Source organism: Mycobacterium colombiense, assembly GCF_001665835.1.
Taxonomy (GTDB): Bacteria; Actinomycetota; Actinomycetes; order Mycobacteriales; family Mycobacteriaceae; genus Mycobacterium; species Mycobacterium colombiense_A.
In genome coordinates, this window is sequence record NZ_LZSX01000006.1 from 1 (window position 1) to 17,453 (window position 17,453).

Genomic DNA, 17,453 nt, shown 5'->3' on the forward strand with positions numbered 1-17,453 from the left:
AGGCCCGGCTGACGCGGCTGACGTGGCGCCTGCTGCCGTTCATGTGGCTCGACATCGACGAAGGCATCAAGCCGGTCCTCTACGCCGCGGTGTCGCCGGATGCGCAGGGCGCCAAATATTACGGACCGCGGGGCTTCTACGAAACGGTCAGGGGCGGCGTCACTTTCGCGGGCATCCCCCGGCTGGCGCGCAGCGAGCCCGATATGCAACAGCTGTGGCAGCTCTCCGAACGGCTCACCGGTGTCGGCTATCCGGGTTGACATCAGAAAGTGGTGATAGATGGCGTTCGTCGGTCGCAGTGACGTCAAAGATCCTGGTGCACAGCAGGACCAGTGGGAACGGCTGGCACGCCGGCGCGAGCGGTTGTACGCCGACGACGAACAGTTTCGCAACACCAAGCCCGACGACGAAATCGCCGCCGCCGCACGCGCACCGGGGTTGCGGATCGCCGAGGTGATGGCGACCGTCCTGCAGGGCTACGCCGCGCGGCCGGCGCTCGCGCAGCGCGCTCGCGAGGTCGTGACCGACCCGGCGACCGGGCGTTCGCAGCTGCACTTCCTGCCGCGCTTCGAGACCATCACGTACGCCGACCTGTGGGCGCGCGTGCAGGCCACCGCCGCCGACTGGCATCACCACGAACGCCACCCGGTGCGCGCCGGCGACTTCGTCTGCGTGCTGGGATTCGCCAGCGTCGACTACACCGCCATCGAGTGCGCCTGCATCCACCTCGGCGCCGTGGTGGTCCCGTTGCAGACCAGCGCGCCGGCCGCACAACACGCACCGATCCTCGCCGAGACCCGGCCGCGAATTCTGGCCGTGGGCATCGATAATCTCGCGAGCGCCGTCGAGGCAGTCTTGGCGGGCACCGCGCCGGATCGCCTGATCGTCTTCGACTACGAACCACGCGACGACGACCAACGTGCCGGCTTCGAGGCCGCGGTAGCGCGGCTGTCGGAGGCGGGCAGCGCGCTGACCATCGAGACGATCGATGCCGTCGCCACCCACGGCGCGGTCCTGCCACCCGCACCCCTGCACGTCGCCGCGGAGGGCGAAGACCCGTTGGCATGGGTGTTCTACACGTCGGGCAGCACCGGCACACCCAAGGGCGCGATGTTCACCGAAAGCCTGTGCATCGGTACCTGGTTGGCGCAGTCCGATCAGCCCGTCATCACCCTGAGCTACATGCCGATGAGCCACCTGATCGGCTACGGCTACGTCATCCTGACCCTGGCCAACGGGGGCACCAGCTATTTCGCCGCCAAGAGCGATCTCTCGACCCTGTTCGAAGACCTGGCACTGGCGCGGCCCACCTCCATGAGCCTGGTGCCGCGGGTGTGCGAGATGTTCTTCCACCACTACCAGCGCGAGCTGGACCGCGCCCTGATGGCCGGCGCCGACCCCGATGCCGCGGGCGCACAGATCACCACGGCCATCCGGGAAGAGATCCTGGGCGGGCGCGTGCTGGCGGTGGGCTGCGGCTCGGCCGCGTTGTCGCCGGAGATCAAGGAGTTCATGGAAGAGGTGCTCGATCAGCACCTGCTGATCGGCTATTCGTCCACCGAGATCGCCGGCGGGATGATCGTGGCCGACGAGCACGTGCTGCGCCCGCCGGTCATCGACTACAAGCTTCTCGACGTCCCCGAGCTCGGCTACTTCAACACCGACAAGCCTTATCCGCGAGGGGAATTAGCGGTCAAGTCGGCGCGCTTCATGGCGGGCTACTACAACCGGCCCGACCTGACCGCCACGATGTTCGACGAGGACGGCTACTACAAGACCGGCGACATCATGGCCGAGGTCGGCCCGGACCGGCTGCGCTACGTCGACCGCCGCAACAACGTGATCAAGCTCGCCCAGGGTGAGTTCGTCGCGGTCTCCCGCCTGGAGGCGCTGTATTCGACCAGCCCCCTGATCCATCAGATCTACATCTACGGCAACAGCGCCCGCTCGTTCCTGCTCGCCGTGGTCGTACCGACCGACGGCGACGCCGACCCGTCCGCGATCGCCCAGTCGCTGCGCCAGGTCGCCCGCGACAACCAACTCAACGGCTACGAACTCCCCCGCGACTATTTGATCGAGACGGAGCCGTTCAGCCTGGCCAACGGCTTGCTGTCCGGCGTCGGAAAGTTCCTGCGGCCCAAGCTCAAAGCGCGCTACGGCGATAGGCTGGAAGAGCTCTACGCGCGCATCGCCGACGACCAGCTCGGGCAGCTTCGCGTCCTGCGCACCGGCGGCGCCGATCAGCCGGTGCTGGCGACCGTCACCAAAGCGGTGCAGGCCACTCTGGGCGTGGCCGCGGCCGACGTGTCTCCGGAGGCGAGGTTCATCGACCTGGGCGGCGATTCCCTTTCGGCGCTGACGTTTTCGACCCTGCTCGCCGACATCTATGGCATCGAGGTTCCGGTCGGCGTGGTGATCGACCCGACCGGGGACCTGCTCACCATCGCCGGCCACATCGAACGGCATCGCGCCCCGGGCACCGCCCGGCCCACGTATGCATCCGTGCACGGCGCCGGAACCACCGAGGTGCACGCCGAGGACCTGACCCTGAACAGGTTCATCGATGACGACATCCTGAAAGCGGCGATGTTGCTGTCGCAGCCGACGGCCGAGGTTCGCACCGTCTTGCTCACCGGCGCAACCGGATTCCTGGGCCGGTTCCTCGCCATGGAATGGCTCGAAGGCCTCGCCCAATCGGGCGGCACCCTGATCTGCCTGACCCGGGGCGCCGACGCAGCGCAGGCCCGCCAGCGGATCGAAGCGGTGCTGGGCACGGACACCGCACTGCTGGAGAGCTTCCGGGCCCTGGCCGCCGATCATCTCGAAGTCGTCGCGGGTGACATCGGCGAGCCGAGGTTCGGGCTGGACGAGGCGACGTGGCGGCGCCTGTCGGACACGGTCGATCTCGTCGTGCACCCGGCGGCGCACGTCAACCACGTGCTGCCCTACCGGCAGTTGTTCGCGCCCAACGTGGTGGGCACCGCCGAAATCATCCGGCTGGCAATCACGCGCCGGCTCAAGCCGATTCATTACGTCTCCACCATGGGCATCAGCGCCGTCGCGCATCAGCTCGTGGACGAGGACACCGACATCCGCCGCTCGGTGCCCAGCTGCACGATCGACGACGGTTACGCCAACGGCTACGGGATCAGCAAGTGGGCGGGCGAGGTCCTGATGCGCGAGGCACACGACCTGTGCGGCTTGCCCATTGCGGTGTTCCGGCCCGGCATGATCCTGGCCGACAGCCGCTACGCGGGACAGCTCAACGTACCCGACATCTTCACCCGGTTGCTGTTCAGCCTGGTCGCCACCGGTGTCGCTCCGCGCTCGTTCTATCGGGGTGGCGGCGGGCGCCCGCATTACGAGGGTCTGCCGGTCGACTTCCTGGCCGATGCGATCGCCGCGATCGGGCCACAGCATGGCAACGGCTACGACACCTACAACACGACCAATCCGCACGACGACGCAGTCTCGCTGGACACGTTCGTCGACTGGATCATTGCGGCGGGACTTCCGGTCGAAAAGATCGACGATTATTCGGCCTGGCTCGCTCGGTTCGAGACGGCGATGCGTGCGCTCCCTGAGAATCAGCGTGGACACTCGGTGCTGACGGTGCTGGACGTCTACCGTGAACCCATGGCCGCGGTGGCGGGATCGCCGGTGCCCGGAGAGCGATTCCGGGGGGCCGTCCATGCCGCCGGGCGCGCGATCCCCCACTTGTCGAAAGAGCTGATCGACAAATACCTGGCCGATCTCCAGCGGATCGGTGTACTGACCCGCTGAACGCGAACTGATCTCCAAACGAAGGGACGATGATGTCCAGCCCAGCCCCAACGCTTTACCCCAAAGGCGTGATTGGTGCGCCCAAGGACCGGCGCGGTCACGCGGCGGAGTTCAGCACCGGCCTGCCGGCGGGCACCGAGGTGTTCTCCGCCGACAACCACATCTCGGTGGCCGACGACATCTTCTACGAAGGCTTTCCCGCCGACCTGAAGGATCAGGCGCCCCGGATCTGGTATGAGGACGGTGCGTATCTGCTCGGCCCGCCCGGGCAATCGATGGTGGTGGGCGATTTCAGCGCGGTGCTCATGCAATACGACGATCTGGCCGGGGCGGCCACCAACAACGTCGAAGCCCGGGTTCGCGAACTGGCCGAGGACGGCGTCGACAAGGAACTGGCCTTCCCCAACGCGGTGCTCGCGCTGTTCCACCACCCCGACCACGAGATCCGCGAACGGATCTTTCGCGTCTACAACGAGCACATCGCCGGCGTTCAGGAGCGCTCCGACGGCCATTGTTACGGGGTCGGGCTGATCAACTGGTGGGATCCGGCCGGGGCGCAGCGCACCCTCGCTGAGCTGAAGTCGTTGGGGCTCAAGACGTTTCTGATGCCGATCAGTCCCGGCAGCGATCGCGACGGGCAGCCCATCGACTATTCGAGCACGGCGATGAGCGCGGTGTGGGACGAGATCGAAAAGGCGGGGCTGCCCGTCACCCACCACATCGGCGAGAGCCAGCCCAAGTTCCCCAGCGAGGTCAACAGCGTCGCGGTGGCCATGATGGTCAACATCGACTCATTCCGGGAGATGTTCTCCAAGTACATCTTCGGCGGCATCCTGGACCGGCATCCGCGACTGCGGATCGGATGGTTCGAGGGCGGAATCGCCTGGGTGCCGACGGCCCTGCAGGACGCCGAGCACGTTCTGGCCTCCTATCGGCACATGCTGGCCCACCAGCCGGCGCGTGACGTCCGGCACTACTGGGACACGCACATGTGCGCTTCGTTCATGGTCGATCCATTGGGGCTGCGACAGATCGACGAGATCGGTATCGACAAGGTGATGTGGTCGTCCGATTACCCGCACAACGAAAGCACTTTCGGCTATTCGGAGCGGTCGCTGGCCGCGGTGGTCGACGCGGTCGGTCCCGAGGATGCCGTTCGGGTTGTCGGCGGCAACATCAAGAACTTTCTAGGAATCCCCGCATGACGAATTCGGTTACTGCCCGCGCCTCGGTGCTGGACGTCCCCGATGAGCCGGACTGGGCGCGCATGCGCAACGAGATCGGCGCGCGGCTGCGATCTGCCATGGCGGAACACGGTGTCGACGCCCTGATTCTGCTGATGAACGGCTACGTCGGCTACGCGACCGGAGCCAGCTGGCCGCTCCTGGATGCCGGCCTGTCACACGTGGAGCGCCCAGTGGCCGTCGTGCTCGCCGACGACGTGCATCCGCACCTGTTCATGCCGTTCCGCAGCGGGGCGTCCGCGGAGTACCCGGTACCCGACGACCATCTACACGGTCCCGCCTACCTCGAATTCGACCATGGCGTCCAGGATTTCGCACGGAAGCTGGCCGGGCTCGTGCCGCCCGGGGCCAACGTCGCCGTCGACGAGCTCACCGGTGCGATGCGGCGGGCGGCGGCCAAGCTGTTCCCCGCGGGCGCGCCGACCGACGCGGCGATCGTGCTCGGCGCCGCGCAACTGGTGAAGACCCGCGATGAATTGTCTTGTCTGCGTCGGGCGGCCCGCATCACCGAACGGGCGATCGTCGACGTGCAGCAGGCGCTGAAACCCGGTGTACGTCAGATCGATCTTTCGGCCACGTTCGTGCGTCGCGCGTTCGAGTTGGGCGCCACCACCAACATGCTGGAGGCCATCTGGCAGGTGATGCCGAGCTCGCGGGAAGCCGGAGTGTGGACGACGCACGGCGATCTCGCGCTGCCGCTGCTGCCCACCGATCGGGAACTGGCCGCCGGCGATGTGCTGTGGACCGATATCAGCATCACCTACCACGGATACTGTTCTGACTTCGGTCGCACCTGGGTGGTCGGCGAGGCGCCCACGCCACGACAGCAAGACCAATTCCGGCAGTGGCGCACCATTTTGGATGCCGTGCTCGCGGTCACCAAAGCCGGCGTGACCTCCGGCGACCTGGCGCGCGCGGCGATCGCGGCCAATGGCGGTCGCAAACCGTGGCTGCCGCATTTCTATCTGGGCCACGGCATCGGCACCTACCCCGCCGAGGCGCCGATGATCGGGACGGACCTCGGTGAGGAGTTCGACGACAACTTCGTCTTCCCGCCCGGCATGGTTCTGGTACTGGAACCGGTGGTGTGGGAGGACGGCACAGGAGGCTACCGCAGTGAGGAGATCGTGGTGATCACCGAAGACGGCTACGCGCCGATCACCGACTACCCGTATACCCCCTATGGCGACTGAAGTTCTGCCCGACGCACGCGCGTTGCGGTCGGGCCGGAGGGAACGGGCGCTGGCCCAAATGGAAGAGCACGGCCTCGACATCCTGGTGCTCGGCCGGCAGGCCAACATCCGTTACGTCACCGGCGCTCCGCAGCTGTGGATAGCGGGCACGCGGCCGTTCGGTCCGATGTGTGTGCTGGTGCGTGCCACCGGAGACATCTACCTCAACAGCACCGACGACGAGGGCGTTCCGGAGGAGATCGGCCACGATCACCTGTACGGGCTGGCCTGGAACCCGATGACGCTCATCGACGTCCTGAAGAAGGTCGGCGGCGCCGAGGCGGCGCGGCGGGTCGGAACCGACGCGATCACACCGACTTTCGCGGCGCTGCTGCCCGAGGCGTTTCCCAATGCCGAGCTCGTCGACGCTGAGCCGGCGATGCGTGCGGCACGACGCATCAAAACACCCGGCGAAATCGCGGCGATGGATCAGGCCTTGCGCATCGCCGACCACGGATTAGCCACCGCCCTGGGCGAATTGGCGCCGGGCGTTTCCGAGCGGACGCTGGCCGGGGTGATGATGGAGGCGATGGCCGCGGGCGGGGTGAGCACGCCGGCCACCCAGGACGCCGCGTGGGTCACCTCGCGGGAGCAGCCGTGGCGACGCTCGGCCGCTCACGAGGTCCGTCCGGGTGATCTCGTCGCGTTCGCCGCCGGCGCGCTGGCAAATGGCTACGTTGCCGAGGTTGGCCGAACCTGGCCGGCCGGCGATGGCGTCACCGGCGAGGCACGCACGCTCTTCGACCGCTCGAAAGGGTTGTACGACAGGATGCTTGCCGCGTGTCACCCGGGCGCGCCCACCCGCGATCTGCTCGGCGCGTACGAAGCGGCGGGCGAGCCGGTGCCGCCGATGCCGGTCGCGCATGGGCTGGGCCTGGGTTTCGACCCGCCCGTGGTGTCCGAAACGCTCGTGGCCGCAGGCGAACACGACGTGCTCGAGGCCGGGATGGTGTTGGCGATCACCGGGTATGTGTGGCAGCGCGGCGTCGGCGCGGTGTTCCGCCGAGACACGGTGCACATCACCGAGAGCGGCGCCGAGGTGCTGACCAAAAGCCCGTCGTGGGGTTAGTGAAATAACTTGTGCCACTTTGGTTTCAGTGGCCCCAGAATAGCTTTTCTTGTCGGTGGCCTCCGATAGTTTCGGGGCGTGAGTGTAGATCCGGAGGCCCTGTTCGCGGCGTTTGACGTCATCGACTCCGCCTTCGACGGTCTGCTCGGGTCTGACTGCGATGCGTTGGCCACCCGCCAGCAGTTGGCGGTGTTGGAACGCTGCGAAAAGGTGCGCCGCCGGTTGCCGGCCATCGAGCATCCACTCATCAATTCTCTTGCCCGCCAGGCCCCATCCGAGTCGCTCGGCGGCACGCTGTCGCATGCGGTCACCGAGGCCACACTGATCAGCCGCTCCGAAGCGTCCCGACGCATCAAGGAGGCGCGGGATCTCGGTCCCCGGCACGGGCTGACCGGCGAATCGCTGGCACCGATGCTCGCCGCGACCGCGGCCGCCCAACGGTCCGGCACGCTCGGCACCGGTCAGGTCTCGGTGATCCGCAAGTTCTGCCACCAGTTGCCCGGCTGGATAGACGCGGCCACCCGCGAGCAGGCCGAGGCCAAACTCGCCACGGAGGGAACCCGGTATCGGCCCGAACAACTCGGCAAGCTGGCCGACGTCCTCGCTGACTGCCTGAACCCCGACGGCACCTTCACCGACGAGGACCGGGCTCGGCAGCGCGGCCTGACGTTGGGCAACCAGCAAGCCGACGGCATGTCGCAGCTGCGCGGCTGGCTCACCCCCGAGGCACGCGCCACGTTCGAAGCCGTCTTGGCGAAACTCGCCGCGCCGGGCATGTGCAATCCGGATGACGAAAGCCCTTGTGTGGATGGGGCTCCCACCCAGGAAGCCATCGAGCGCGACCCGCGATCGGCCGCCCAACGCCAGCACGACGGACTCAACGCCGCGCTCAGGGGATTGCTCGCCTCCGGAGAGCTAGGCCAGCACAACGGCTTACCGGCCTCAATCATCGTCACCACAACGCTCCAAGAGCTCGAATCCGCCGCCGGACGCGGGTTGACCGGCGGAGGCACCATGTTGCCGATCAGCGACGTGATCCGCCTGGTTCGCCACGCGCATCACTACCTGGCGATCTTCGACAAGGGCAAGGCCCTGGCGCTGTATCACACCAAGCGGCTCGCGTCGCCCGGACAGCGAATAGTGTTGTACGCCAAGGATCGCGGCTGCTCGGCACCCGGGTGCACCACGCCCGGCTACTACTGCGAAGTTCACCACGTCACCGACTACGCCATGTGCCACACCACCGACGTCAACGACCTCACCTTCGCCTGCGGACCCCAGCACCGCCTCCTGCGACCCGGCGGCTGGACCACCCGCAAGAACGCCAGGGGTGACACCGAGTGGGTCCCGCCCCCGCACCTGGACCGCGGACGGCCCCGCGTCAACGTATTTCACCATCCCGAAAAGCTGCTCCGAGATCGAGACGACGACGTGCCCTAGGCGCCGCGCCCTAGGCGACACGCCCTTCCTCGGCCAGCGCCTCGTCGAGCAGGTCGCCCAGCGGGTGCCGCTGCCACAGCAACAGCAGGTTCGACAGCATCTGCAGCGGGGCGCGCACGCTCTCGTTGTCCCTGATCCGCGGGTCCGTCCGGCTGCTGGGTGCGATGTCGAATCGTTTACCTATCAATGCCGGTACGTCCAGCAGCCAGGCCACGCCCATCACCGCCGCATACAGCAGCGTGTGCCGGCGTAGCCGGTCCGGCTGCAGGCGCGGACCGCCACAACGCTCGAATTCCGCAACGAACAGTTCCAACAGGTCGTCGAGATGGGTATCCCATATGTCGTTTTCGGCGCCGGACATCGCCCCCCACAGGGCCATGCCCAGATTCATCTGGCTGACGCATCCCCAGTCCATCAGGCCGCAGCGCAGTGCGCCGCCGGCATCGCGCCAGAACCAGGCATTGTCGATATTGGCATTCCAGTGGCACAGCGCGACGTAATCGCCGTCGGAGGCCAAGTGATCCGCGACCGCATCCTCGAACAGGGCCAACCGAGGCGCCTCAGCGGCCAAGCGCGCCAGGAACTCCGGGGAGCCCACGCCGGCCGGCACCAGGCCGCGGTGGGTGTCGATGAATTCAGCCAGCTGATTGACCCGGCGCTGCAATTTGTCCATCGACAGCGGTGCCCGCTTTCCCACCGTTGCGGCCTGCACGTCCAGCGGAAAGTGCGCGGTCTGTTCCGCGGGCAGCCGACCGGACCGGTGCGTGCCGGCAAGCCGCGCGAGGGCGGTCAGCAGCGCGCGGTAGTGATCCACCGGCTCGGGCATCTCGTAGTCGAGGCACTTGTGGTATTGGGGTTCGATCCCGTTGGCGCCGAAGATGATTCGTTCGGTGATCAAGATCCCGGTGCCGCTCTGCGCGTGGTAGTCGGCGAACTGCGGGTTGGGCACCACGATGGGGAATTGGGGCGCACGCGCCAGCGAGGCGAACCGGACCTCGGACTCCATCTGGGTCTTTCCGCGGTCGCGCACCGGATTGTCGAGATCGCGGGAGAACTTGACGAACAGCTCGGTGTGCAGATTGGGTGCGGGCCGGTCGTATTCGACCGCCAACATCACCTTGCGGCCTGTGCTGCCGCCGCCGATCTCCCGGAATTCGCTGATCCGGGCGACGCTGTTCTCCATGAGCACACCGGAGGCCCGAAACGCGTTGGTCAGGAACGACACTCCGCCGCCGAGCAACGCCGCGGGGTCGGCCGGGATCTGCAATTCGTAGTGATCGCCGATCACCCAATCCGAGTCCACGCGGCTACCAGGTCTGCTCGGCCGAGCGCACCAACATGTGATTGACCGCGACCCGCCGGTCACGAGTCACCATGAACAGCACCGCATCCGCGATGTCCTCGGGCCGCAGCATGACCATGCCGGCGGTCTGCCGTTCGAACGCCTCGCGTGACGTTTCGGCCAGGTGGCCGAAGATTTCGGTGTCGACGGTGCCGGGGCCCACCACTCCGACCCGGACCCGCTTGCCGAGCACCTCTTGGCGAAGGCCCTCGCTGAAGGCGTTCACCCCGAACTTGGTCAGCGAATACACCGCCGTGTTCGGCCGGGCCACCCAGCCCGCGGTGGAACTGATGGTGACCAGGTCTGCCACGCCGCGTGGCGAGTCGGCGGCCGCGTCGATCAGGTGAGGAAGCGCAGCCCGGGTGGCGTAAAGAACACCCTGCACGTTGACGGACACCATCTGGTCCCAATCCTGCAGCGGCGCCTCGGTCGCGGGCGCCGATTGCATCAGGCCGGCGTTGTTCACCAGGATGTCGAGGCGTCCCAGCTCCGCGACCGTGCGCTGCACCGCGGACGCCACCTGCTCGGCATCGGTGACGTCGGCGGCCACGACCAGCGCTGTGCCACCGGCGGATTCGATCTCGGCCTTCAGCCCGGCCAACCGGTCGGCGCGGCGCGCGAGCAGGGCCACCGCCGCTCCCTGGTCCGCCAGCGCTCGGGCCGTCGCCGCGCCGATGCCGCTGCTGGCACCGGTGACCAGGGCCGCTGTGCGCGCCAGTGTCGTCATGTTCCGCCCATAGGTTGCTTGCCGAGTATCTCGTGTAGAACGTAGTCGGTGTGCTCGCCCAGGTCCGGCGCGCCGCGCGCGATCCGGGCGGGCCGCGTCATTCGCCAGGACGGACCCAGCACCGGTCGCTGGCCCTCGCGCTGATCCGTGACGAAGCGGTACAGCTCGCGGTCCCACAGCCGTTGATCGGCAATCACATCCACCGCGGTGGCGCTCTTGGCGGCCGCGACCCCGGCCGCGCGCAGGCGCTCGGCGAGTCGCTCGGCGTCCTGGCCTCGGGTGAGCCGGGCGAGGTCCGCGTCGAGCGCTTCGGCGTGCCGGTGTCGCGCCTCGCGTGTGGCGTAGCGGGGCTCGTCGGCCAGTGGCGCCGCGCCGAGCGCCTCGGACAACCGGCGCCATTCGGCGTCATTCGCGACGGCCACCGTGATCCACGCGCCATCGGCGCACGGGTAGCAACCGTGCGGGCACATGTCCGGGTTGGCGTTGCCGCTAGGACCCAGGGGTCGTCCGGTCAGCGATTGCTCCAGCAGGCAGTCACCGATCATCGAGGAGAGGGTCTCCACGGCCGACACGTCGACGAATTGACCGGCGCCACTGAGTTCCCGATGCAGCAGGGCCACCACGGCGGCATAGGCGGCGGCCGCGCCGACCGTCGAGTCGCCATAGCGCATGCTGGTCCCGAGCGGCGGCCCATCGGGATAGCCGACCAGTGAGGCCGGCCCGGCCAGCGCGGCAAAGCATGGGGCATAACCGGTTTGGTGACCCATCGGCCCGTCGTTGCCCCACATCTTGATCGACACCGAGATGATGTCGGGCTTGATCTCGGTGAGCTGCTGGTACCCCAGGCCCTGGCGCTCCATGGCGCCCGGGCGCAGGTTGTTGATGACGATGTCGCTGCGGGCGATCAGCTCGCGCAGCCGCGCCATCCCCTCGGCCGACTTGATATCGAGGTCCACGCTGAGGATCTCGGGGTTGATGCTCAAGAAATACGGCGCGTGGTTGATGTCGGTGCCGCCGTAGGCGCGCATCTCCTCAGGGCTGGCGGCCGTCTCGATCTTGATGACTTCGGCGCCCAGCATCGCCAGCAGTTTGCCGGCGTACGGACCGGCCCACACCTTGGTGAGTTCGACGACCCGCACCCCTTGCAGCGGTCCGCCCCGCGCATCCCTGGGTGGCTTCAGCTGCGCCGACTTGACCGTCGGCCGGGCGCGCGCGGCGTCGATGCTTTCCAGCACCGGCCGGGTGTGCTCACCGAGACCGGGTGCGGCGCTGTCGATTCGCGCGGGCGACGCGCTGAACGCGTACGGCACCGTCGGATACGCCGCTTCACCCAGCACCGGATGGCCGACCCGCTGGAAGAAGCCGCGGTGTCGGTACTGGGGCGAATGATGCAGGTCCGCGGCGCCGTTGACGGGCACCAGCGGGACACCGAGCCGCTGGGCTCTTTCCGACGCCTCCTCCTTTGGCAGGCCGGCAACCCAACCGGCGAAGCCCCGCTGAAACGCGGCGACCTTCTCGGCGGTGACGGAGAACTCCAGCCAGTCGTCCTCGAACGTATCAAGCCATTCGGGATCGCCCATCAAGGTTTTCACGCCGGCCCAGTGCGCGCCGCTGGTCATGTAGAGATAGACGAAGCCATCGGCGCAGGCGAAGAACGAGGCCGGCCCGGCCTGATCGAAATCGCCCCGCTCACCGTAGGCCGGTACCTCGCCGGTCACGAGGCGACCCAGGATGCAATCGGCGCGTGAGACCAGCACGGCCTGCTGGGAGATGTCGATGGACTCGCCCTGGCCGGTGTGCAGCCGTCCCCACAGCGCCGACGCGACACACAGCGCCGCCTCCAGCCCGGCTTCGTAGTCGGCCAGGAAGCGGCCCGGCCCCTGCAGCGGAGGCTTGCCTACGTCCGGGTGGCTCGGGGTGTGATACCCCCACCCGCTCGCGTGGAACACGTTGATGCTGCGGGCATTATCGAACTCGGCCGCCGCCCCCTGGCCGTACGGGGTGATGGCGCAGAAGACCGCCGACGGGTGGCGCGCGGACCAGTCCGTGACCCGGCCTTCGATGACCGCGTCCGCGGTGTCGATCATCCGGTGCAGGCGCTCGGCATCGGCCGCCGAGCCGAGATCGAGAACGACGGAGCGCTTGTTGGTGTTGAGGTAGGCGAACAACGCGCTGCCTTCGCACCCCTCGGCGAGGATGGGCGCCATGGCGCGGGTCGCGCTGCCGCACTTCGGCGCCTCGATCTTGATGACCTCGGCGCCGAAGTCGGCCAGCAGCTTCCCGCAGTACTCCCCCGCGACGGATTCGGCTAACTCGACGACCCTGATACCCGTCAGCGCGGACATGCACGCCCCGCCAAAACGGTCAGGGCTTCGCGCGGCCGGAGCGGCTCAGGCGCCACTCCGGCGGGAAGTTCATGTCGTTGTCCTTGACCACGTTGTTGAGGCCCTTGTTGAAAGTGCCTTCGGTGAGGTCAACTTCTTGCGCGTCGTTCTGGATCATCGGCAGCATGCCCTCGACCATGCCGGTCAGCAGGCTCCCGAAGTACTCGCCCTTGTGCTGCTTGTACAACTCGAGGAAGGTCTTCTGCACCGCGACCGTGTCGGTCGGGCGGGACCGTGAGCATGCCATGGCGTACTTCTCGGTCTCCGCTTCCAGCTGGTCACGTGGCACGACGCTGTTGACGAAGCCACAGTCGTACATTTCCTTAGCGCTGAACGGCCTTCCGGTGAACAGCATCTCGGAGAACTTGCGCAGGCCCATCGTCTCGGCCCACCACCACAGCCGCGGTCCCCAGCCCACGTACCGGAAGGCGGGGTGACCGAACAGGGCGTCGTCGGAGGAGATCACCAGGTCGGCATCGCCGGCCTGGTAGAAATGCCACCCGTAGCAGTAGCCCTTGGCCTCGATGATGCTGATCTTCCGCAGTTCCTGCAGCGGCCGGTTTCCGGCGCGGGCCTTGGCGTAGAAGTCGGTGACGGTGGACAGGTACCGGTACGAACCACCCGGCGGGTACTTGACGTCGTCATCGTTGATCGCGAGCTCGTGATGCAGCGGAAGACCGGGGTTCTCCAGCATGGGCCGCTGCTCGGGCAGGTCGCCGCCGCTGCCGAAATCCTGTCCCTCGCCCCGGATCACGACCACCTTGACGTCGTCGTCCACGTTGCACTTGTGGATCAGGTCCGCGTAGTTCTGCCGCATGCCCAAACTGGTGGCGTTCTGCGCGTCGGGACGATCGAAGGTGATGTAGGCGATCCGGTTCTTCTTGTCCTTTTCGAACTTGATGTACTGCTCGGCTTCCTTCTTCAGCTTTTCGTAGTCATATTCGGGCATGGACTTCTTCTTTCACTTGGGGTTGACGCCTATTTGAGCAAGCTGCCCGCATCGACGGGAAGCGAAACGCCGGTGACATAACGAGATTCGTCAGAGGCGAGGAACAGGACAGCATTGCTGATGTCGGTGCCTTCCACCCAAGGCACCGGCAGTGTGTGCATCATTTGCGAGATGGGGGCGAAGTCGTCCGGTCCGGGGTTTTCCAGATCCGGGCGAAAGAGCCGATAGGTGTTGTCGTTCATCACCATCGTGGTGCTCACCTGGGTGGGCAGCACCGAATTGACCCTGATCATGTGCGGGCCCAACTCGACGGCGAAGGCCCGCATCAGGCCGATGACGCCGTGCTTGGCGGCGATGTAGTGCCCGGTGTTCGGGTAGGCTTTGCGGCCGCCCACCGAACTGGTGAGCACGATGGAGCCACCGCGCCCACCCGAAAGAACATGTGGCACGCCCGCTTTGACGGTGTGCCACACGCCGCTGAGGTTGATGTCGATCATGTCCTGCCACACGTCTTCGCGGATCTTGTGCAGCTTTCTGCCGTCGGTGCCGACGCCGGCGTTGGCGACGATGATGTCGAGGCGACCGAGCTGTTCGACCCCGCCGTCCACCGCGGCCTTCAGCGCGTCGTAGTCACGGACGTCGACCTGGGCGGTCACGATGCGCCGGTCGAGGTTCTTGACCAGATCGGCCGTCTCGGCAAGGTCTTCCGGCGTCGAGTGCGGATAGGCCAGGTTGTCGATGGGCCCGCAGACGTCGATCGCGATGATGTCGGCGCCCTCCTGCGCCAGGCGGACGGCGTGACTGCGGCCCTGACCGCGGGCGGCGCCGCTGATGAAAGCCACCTTGCCCTCGACCCGGCCGGTCATCATGACACCAGCGCCGGCATACACTCCCAGCCCCGGACCGTGGAGGTCGGACTCAGGACGGCGTTGGTCAGGTCGACCTCCCACTCGGGGAATCGTTTCAGGATCTCCTCCAACGCGATGCGGCCTTCCAGACGGGCCAGCGCCGATCCCAAGCAGAAGTGCGTTCCCATGCTGAAGGTGAGGTGCGGACGGACGGTCCGGTGAATGTTGAAATCGCCTGCGTCGGGCCCGAACTGGGCCTCGTCGCGGCACGCCGAGCCGAGGAGCATCATCATCACGCTGCCTTCGGGCACGGTCTGGTCGTGCATGGTGACGTCGCGGGTCACATACCGTGACACGTGCGGCGCCGGCGGTTCGTACCGCAGCAACTCCTCGATGGCCTGCGGGATGAGCGTGGGGTTCTCGGCGAGGTCGCGGCGCTGATCGGGGTGCTCGGCGAGAACCTTTCCGGACCAACCGATCAGCCGCGTTGTCGTCTCATTGCCGGCCCCGGCGACGACGTTGAGGTAGACCAGGATTTCTTCGCGGGACAGCCGCCGGGTGGTGCCGGTCTCGTCGACGAATTCGACGTTGAGGAGCTCGGTCATGATGTCGTCGGACGGATGCTCGGCGCGCCAGTCGATGTAGGCCTCGAACTGCTCGCCCACCGACAGGCCCTTCTCGGCCGCGTCCATGGGCTTGCCGGCCTCGGTGCGCAGCTGGGCGTTGCCGCGGTCGCGGATGTACTCCTGGTCGTCCGCGGGGATACCGAGCAGCATGCTGATGACCTTCATCGGCATCTGCGCACCCAGGTCGGCGACGAAATCGAAGCGTCCCGAGCCCACCAGCGGATCGAGCAGTTGAGCGCAGAAGTCGCGAATCATCGGTTCGAGCGCGGCGATCCGGCGCGGGGTGAACATGCGCGACAGCAGTTTGCGATGTACGTCGTGAATCGGCGGGTCTTCGAAGATCAGCATGCCCGGCGGGATTTCGAGATTGGCCTTGATCAGTTCCAGGATCGCGCCGCGCGCGGAGCTGTAGGTCTCGTGGTCGACAAGCGCCTTGCTGACATCGGCGTAACGGCTCACCGCGTAAAAGTCGTATTCGGCGTTGTAATAAAGCGGCGCCTCTTCGCGCAATCGCGCGAACATGGGATACGGGTCGGCGATCAACCCGACATCGTATGGATCGAACCGAACATCGCTATCGGTGCTCGCCGTCACGAAAACCCTCCTACCGCTGCAGTTTTAGACGCCCGCATCACCTGCACCAGGCCTAGCGCTGCCAGCGTCGCAGCGCTGGATTCGGTCCGGGCAATTTATACACTCCGCTTAATTGCATCGCTCTGACTTCTGCACAAGCTCCGCTGAAAACGGCGCATGAACGTGGACGAACTCTATTCTCGTAGAGAACCATACAGCGCATCCCGTGGCAAGATCCATACCCCCGTACGCCGTGTCCCGGCGGCGTCCTCACGCGGACCCGGCCGCCCCGCGGCGCAACACCCGCAGGCCGCCGGCCTGGGTCAGCCGCCCCTTGTCCGAACTCTTCAGGATGCCGGCGGCGATCGCCGACAGGATCCCGTCGAGCTGTTCGGCGCTGTCGATGATCCGGTCGCCATGGGCGAACCGCTGCAGCAGGCCGTTGATGAACGTCAGCGTGACATTGCTCAGATCCTCGACGACGGCCGGATCCAGCTCGGCGCCGTGCGGCATGAGCTGCACTAGGATCTCCCGGTGCAGCTTGGTGAACTCGTCGGTGGCCTGCTGCAGAATTGCGGCCAGCGCGGGGTCGCGGGTGGCCTGCATGGTGAGCTCGTAGCGGGCCCTGGTCCGATACAACTGCGGATCGCTGCCGGCCTGGATGACTACCTGCGACAACCGCGACGGTGCGCGATCCGCAACGGCGCCATCGGAGCTGTCCGCGATCGCTTGCAGCTCGGCGAGGTCGAGCTCGGCCGAGCGCTCGGCCACCGCGCGCAACAGCGCCGACCGGGTGCGGAAATAGAACGAGGTGGTGCCGTCCGGCACCCCGGCCGCGCGGTCGACCTTCAGATGGCTCAGTCCCTTGGCCCCGTCATCGGCCAACAACTGGATCGCCGCGTCGCACAGATCGCGGCGGCGCTCGGCGGGGTTTGGCTTTCGGCGTTTATCCATAATCTTCTAGGTGGCGACCCTACTCTATATTCGTAGTGTCAGTAAAGCGCGCACTTCCGCGCGCCGGAACGCCGGATGCGTGCAGGCCAAGCCGCGCGGGCAACCTTCATCGAATTGCACGATTTCGACGCGACGCGCGATCGGGCACCAAAGAAATTGCGGTGCAGGAGTTCCCGTCGGATATGGAATCAATGATCCTGCGGGTAGAGTGCATTGAAGATGATTCACCGTCGATTCAGCGTTCGTCGATTCAGCGTTTGTAGCCGCCGCTTATACACATCT

The 17,453-nt window shown here is 66.7% G+C and carries 12 protein-coding genes and 1 pseudogene; 6 read left to right on the plus strand and 7 right to left on the minus strand.

Features of this window, described 5'->3' with window-relative positions:
- From A5760_RS01210 to A5760_RS01235, 6 genes and pseudogenes are all read left to right on the plus strand, one after another.
- Nucleotides 1-260 (plus strand): annotated as a pseudogene (locus A5760_RS01210) (short chain dehydrogenase); the annotation flags it as partial.
- 19 nt (nt 261-279) lie between these two features.
- Complete coding sequence (gene car / locus A5760_RS01215; RefSeq protein ID WP_064877268.1) at nt 280-3,783, plus strand: carboxylic acid reductase; 3,504 nt, start codon at nt 280-282, stop codon at nt 3,781-3,783.
- 32 nt (nt 3,784-3,815) lie between these two features.
- A complete protein-coding gene (locus A5760_RS01220; RefSeq protein WP_064877277.1) occupies nt 3,816-4,988 on the plus strand; it encodes an amidohydrolase family protein in 1,173 nt (390 codons plus the stop codon).
- The gene (locus A5760_RS01225; protein WP_064877269.1) at nt 4,985-6,220 is read left to right on the plus strand and encodes a M24 family metallopeptidase; all 1,236 of its coding nucleotides are present in this window, start codon (nt 4,985-4,987) and stop codon (nt 6,218-6,220) included. Before A5760_RS01220 ends, A5760_RS01225 begins: the two co-directional genes overlap by 4 nt.
- Entirely contained in the window at nt 6,210-7,328 is a 1,119-nt protein-coding gene (locus A5760_RS01230) for a M24 family metallopeptidase (RefSeq protein WP_064877270.1), read from the plus strand. Before A5760_RS01225 ends, A5760_RS01230 begins: the two co-directional genes overlap by 11 nt.
- A 78-nt stretch (nt 7,329-7,406) precedes the next feature.
- On the plus strand, nt 7,407-8,768 hold the full coding sequence (locus A5760_RS01235) for an HNH endonuclease signature motif containing protein (RefSeq protein ID WP_064877271.1): 1,362 nt from the start codon (nt 7,407-7,409) through the stop codon (nt 8,766-8,768).
- A gap of 10 nt (nt 8,769-8,778) precedes the next feature.
- Here A5760_RS01235 and A5760_RS01240 read toward each other — a convergent pair whose 3' ends face one another.
- The 7 genes from A5760_RS01240 to A5760_RS01270 all read right to left on the minus strand — a co-directional run bounded on the left by A5760_RS01240 (nt 8,779) and on the right by A5760_RS01270 (nt 17,171).
- Complete coding sequence (locus A5760_RS01240; protein ID WP_064877278.1) at nt 8,779-10,056, minus strand: hypothetical protein; 1,278 nt, start codon at nt 10,054-10,056, stop codon at nt 8,779-8,781.
- Between the two features lie 19 nt (nt 10,057-10,075).
- On the minus strand, nt 10,076-10,837 hold the full coding sequence (locus A5760_RS01245) for an SDR family NAD(P)-dependent oxidoreductase (RefSeq protein ID WP_064877272.1): 762 nt from the start codon (nt 10,835-10,837) through the stop codon (nt 10,076-10,078).
- A complete protein-coding gene (locus A5760_RS01250) occupies nt 10,834-13,182 on the minus strand; it encodes a CaiB/BaiF CoA transferase family protein (RefSeq protein WP_064877273.1) in 2,349 nt (782 codons plus the stop codon). The genes A5760_RS01245 and A5760_RS01250 overlap by 4 nt, the downstream gene beginning before the upstream one ends.
- Before the next feature lie 19 nt (nt 13,183-13,201).
- Complete coding sequence (locus A5760_RS01255) at nt 13,202-14,170, minus strand: enoyl-CoA hydratase/isomerase family protein (RefSeq protein ID WP_064877274.1); 969 nt, start codon at nt 14,168-14,170, stop codon at nt 13,202-13,204.
- A gap of 29 nt (nt 14,171-14,199) precedes the next feature.
- Nucleotides 14,200-15,036: a mycofactocin-coupled SDR family oxidoreductase gene (locus tag A5760_RS01260; RefSeq protein ID WP_064877279.1), complete on the minus strand. Its 837-nt coding sequence runs from the start codon at nt 15,034-15,036 to the stop codon at nt 14,200-14,202.
- Complete coding sequence (locus tag A5760_RS01265) at nt 15,036-16,238, minus strand: cytochrome P450 (protein WP_064877275.1); 1,203 nt, start codon at nt 16,236-16,238, stop codon at nt 15,036-15,038. The genes A5760_RS01260 and A5760_RS01265 overlap by 1 nt, the downstream gene beginning before the upstream one ends.
- A 249-nt stretch (nt 16,239-16,487) precedes the next feature.
- Entirely contained in the window at nt 16,488-17,171 is a 684-nt protein-coding gene (locus A5760_RS01270; protein WP_064877276.1) for a TetR/AcrR family transcriptional regulator, read from the minus strand.
- Nucleotides 17,172-17,453: the final 282 nt, after the last annotated feature.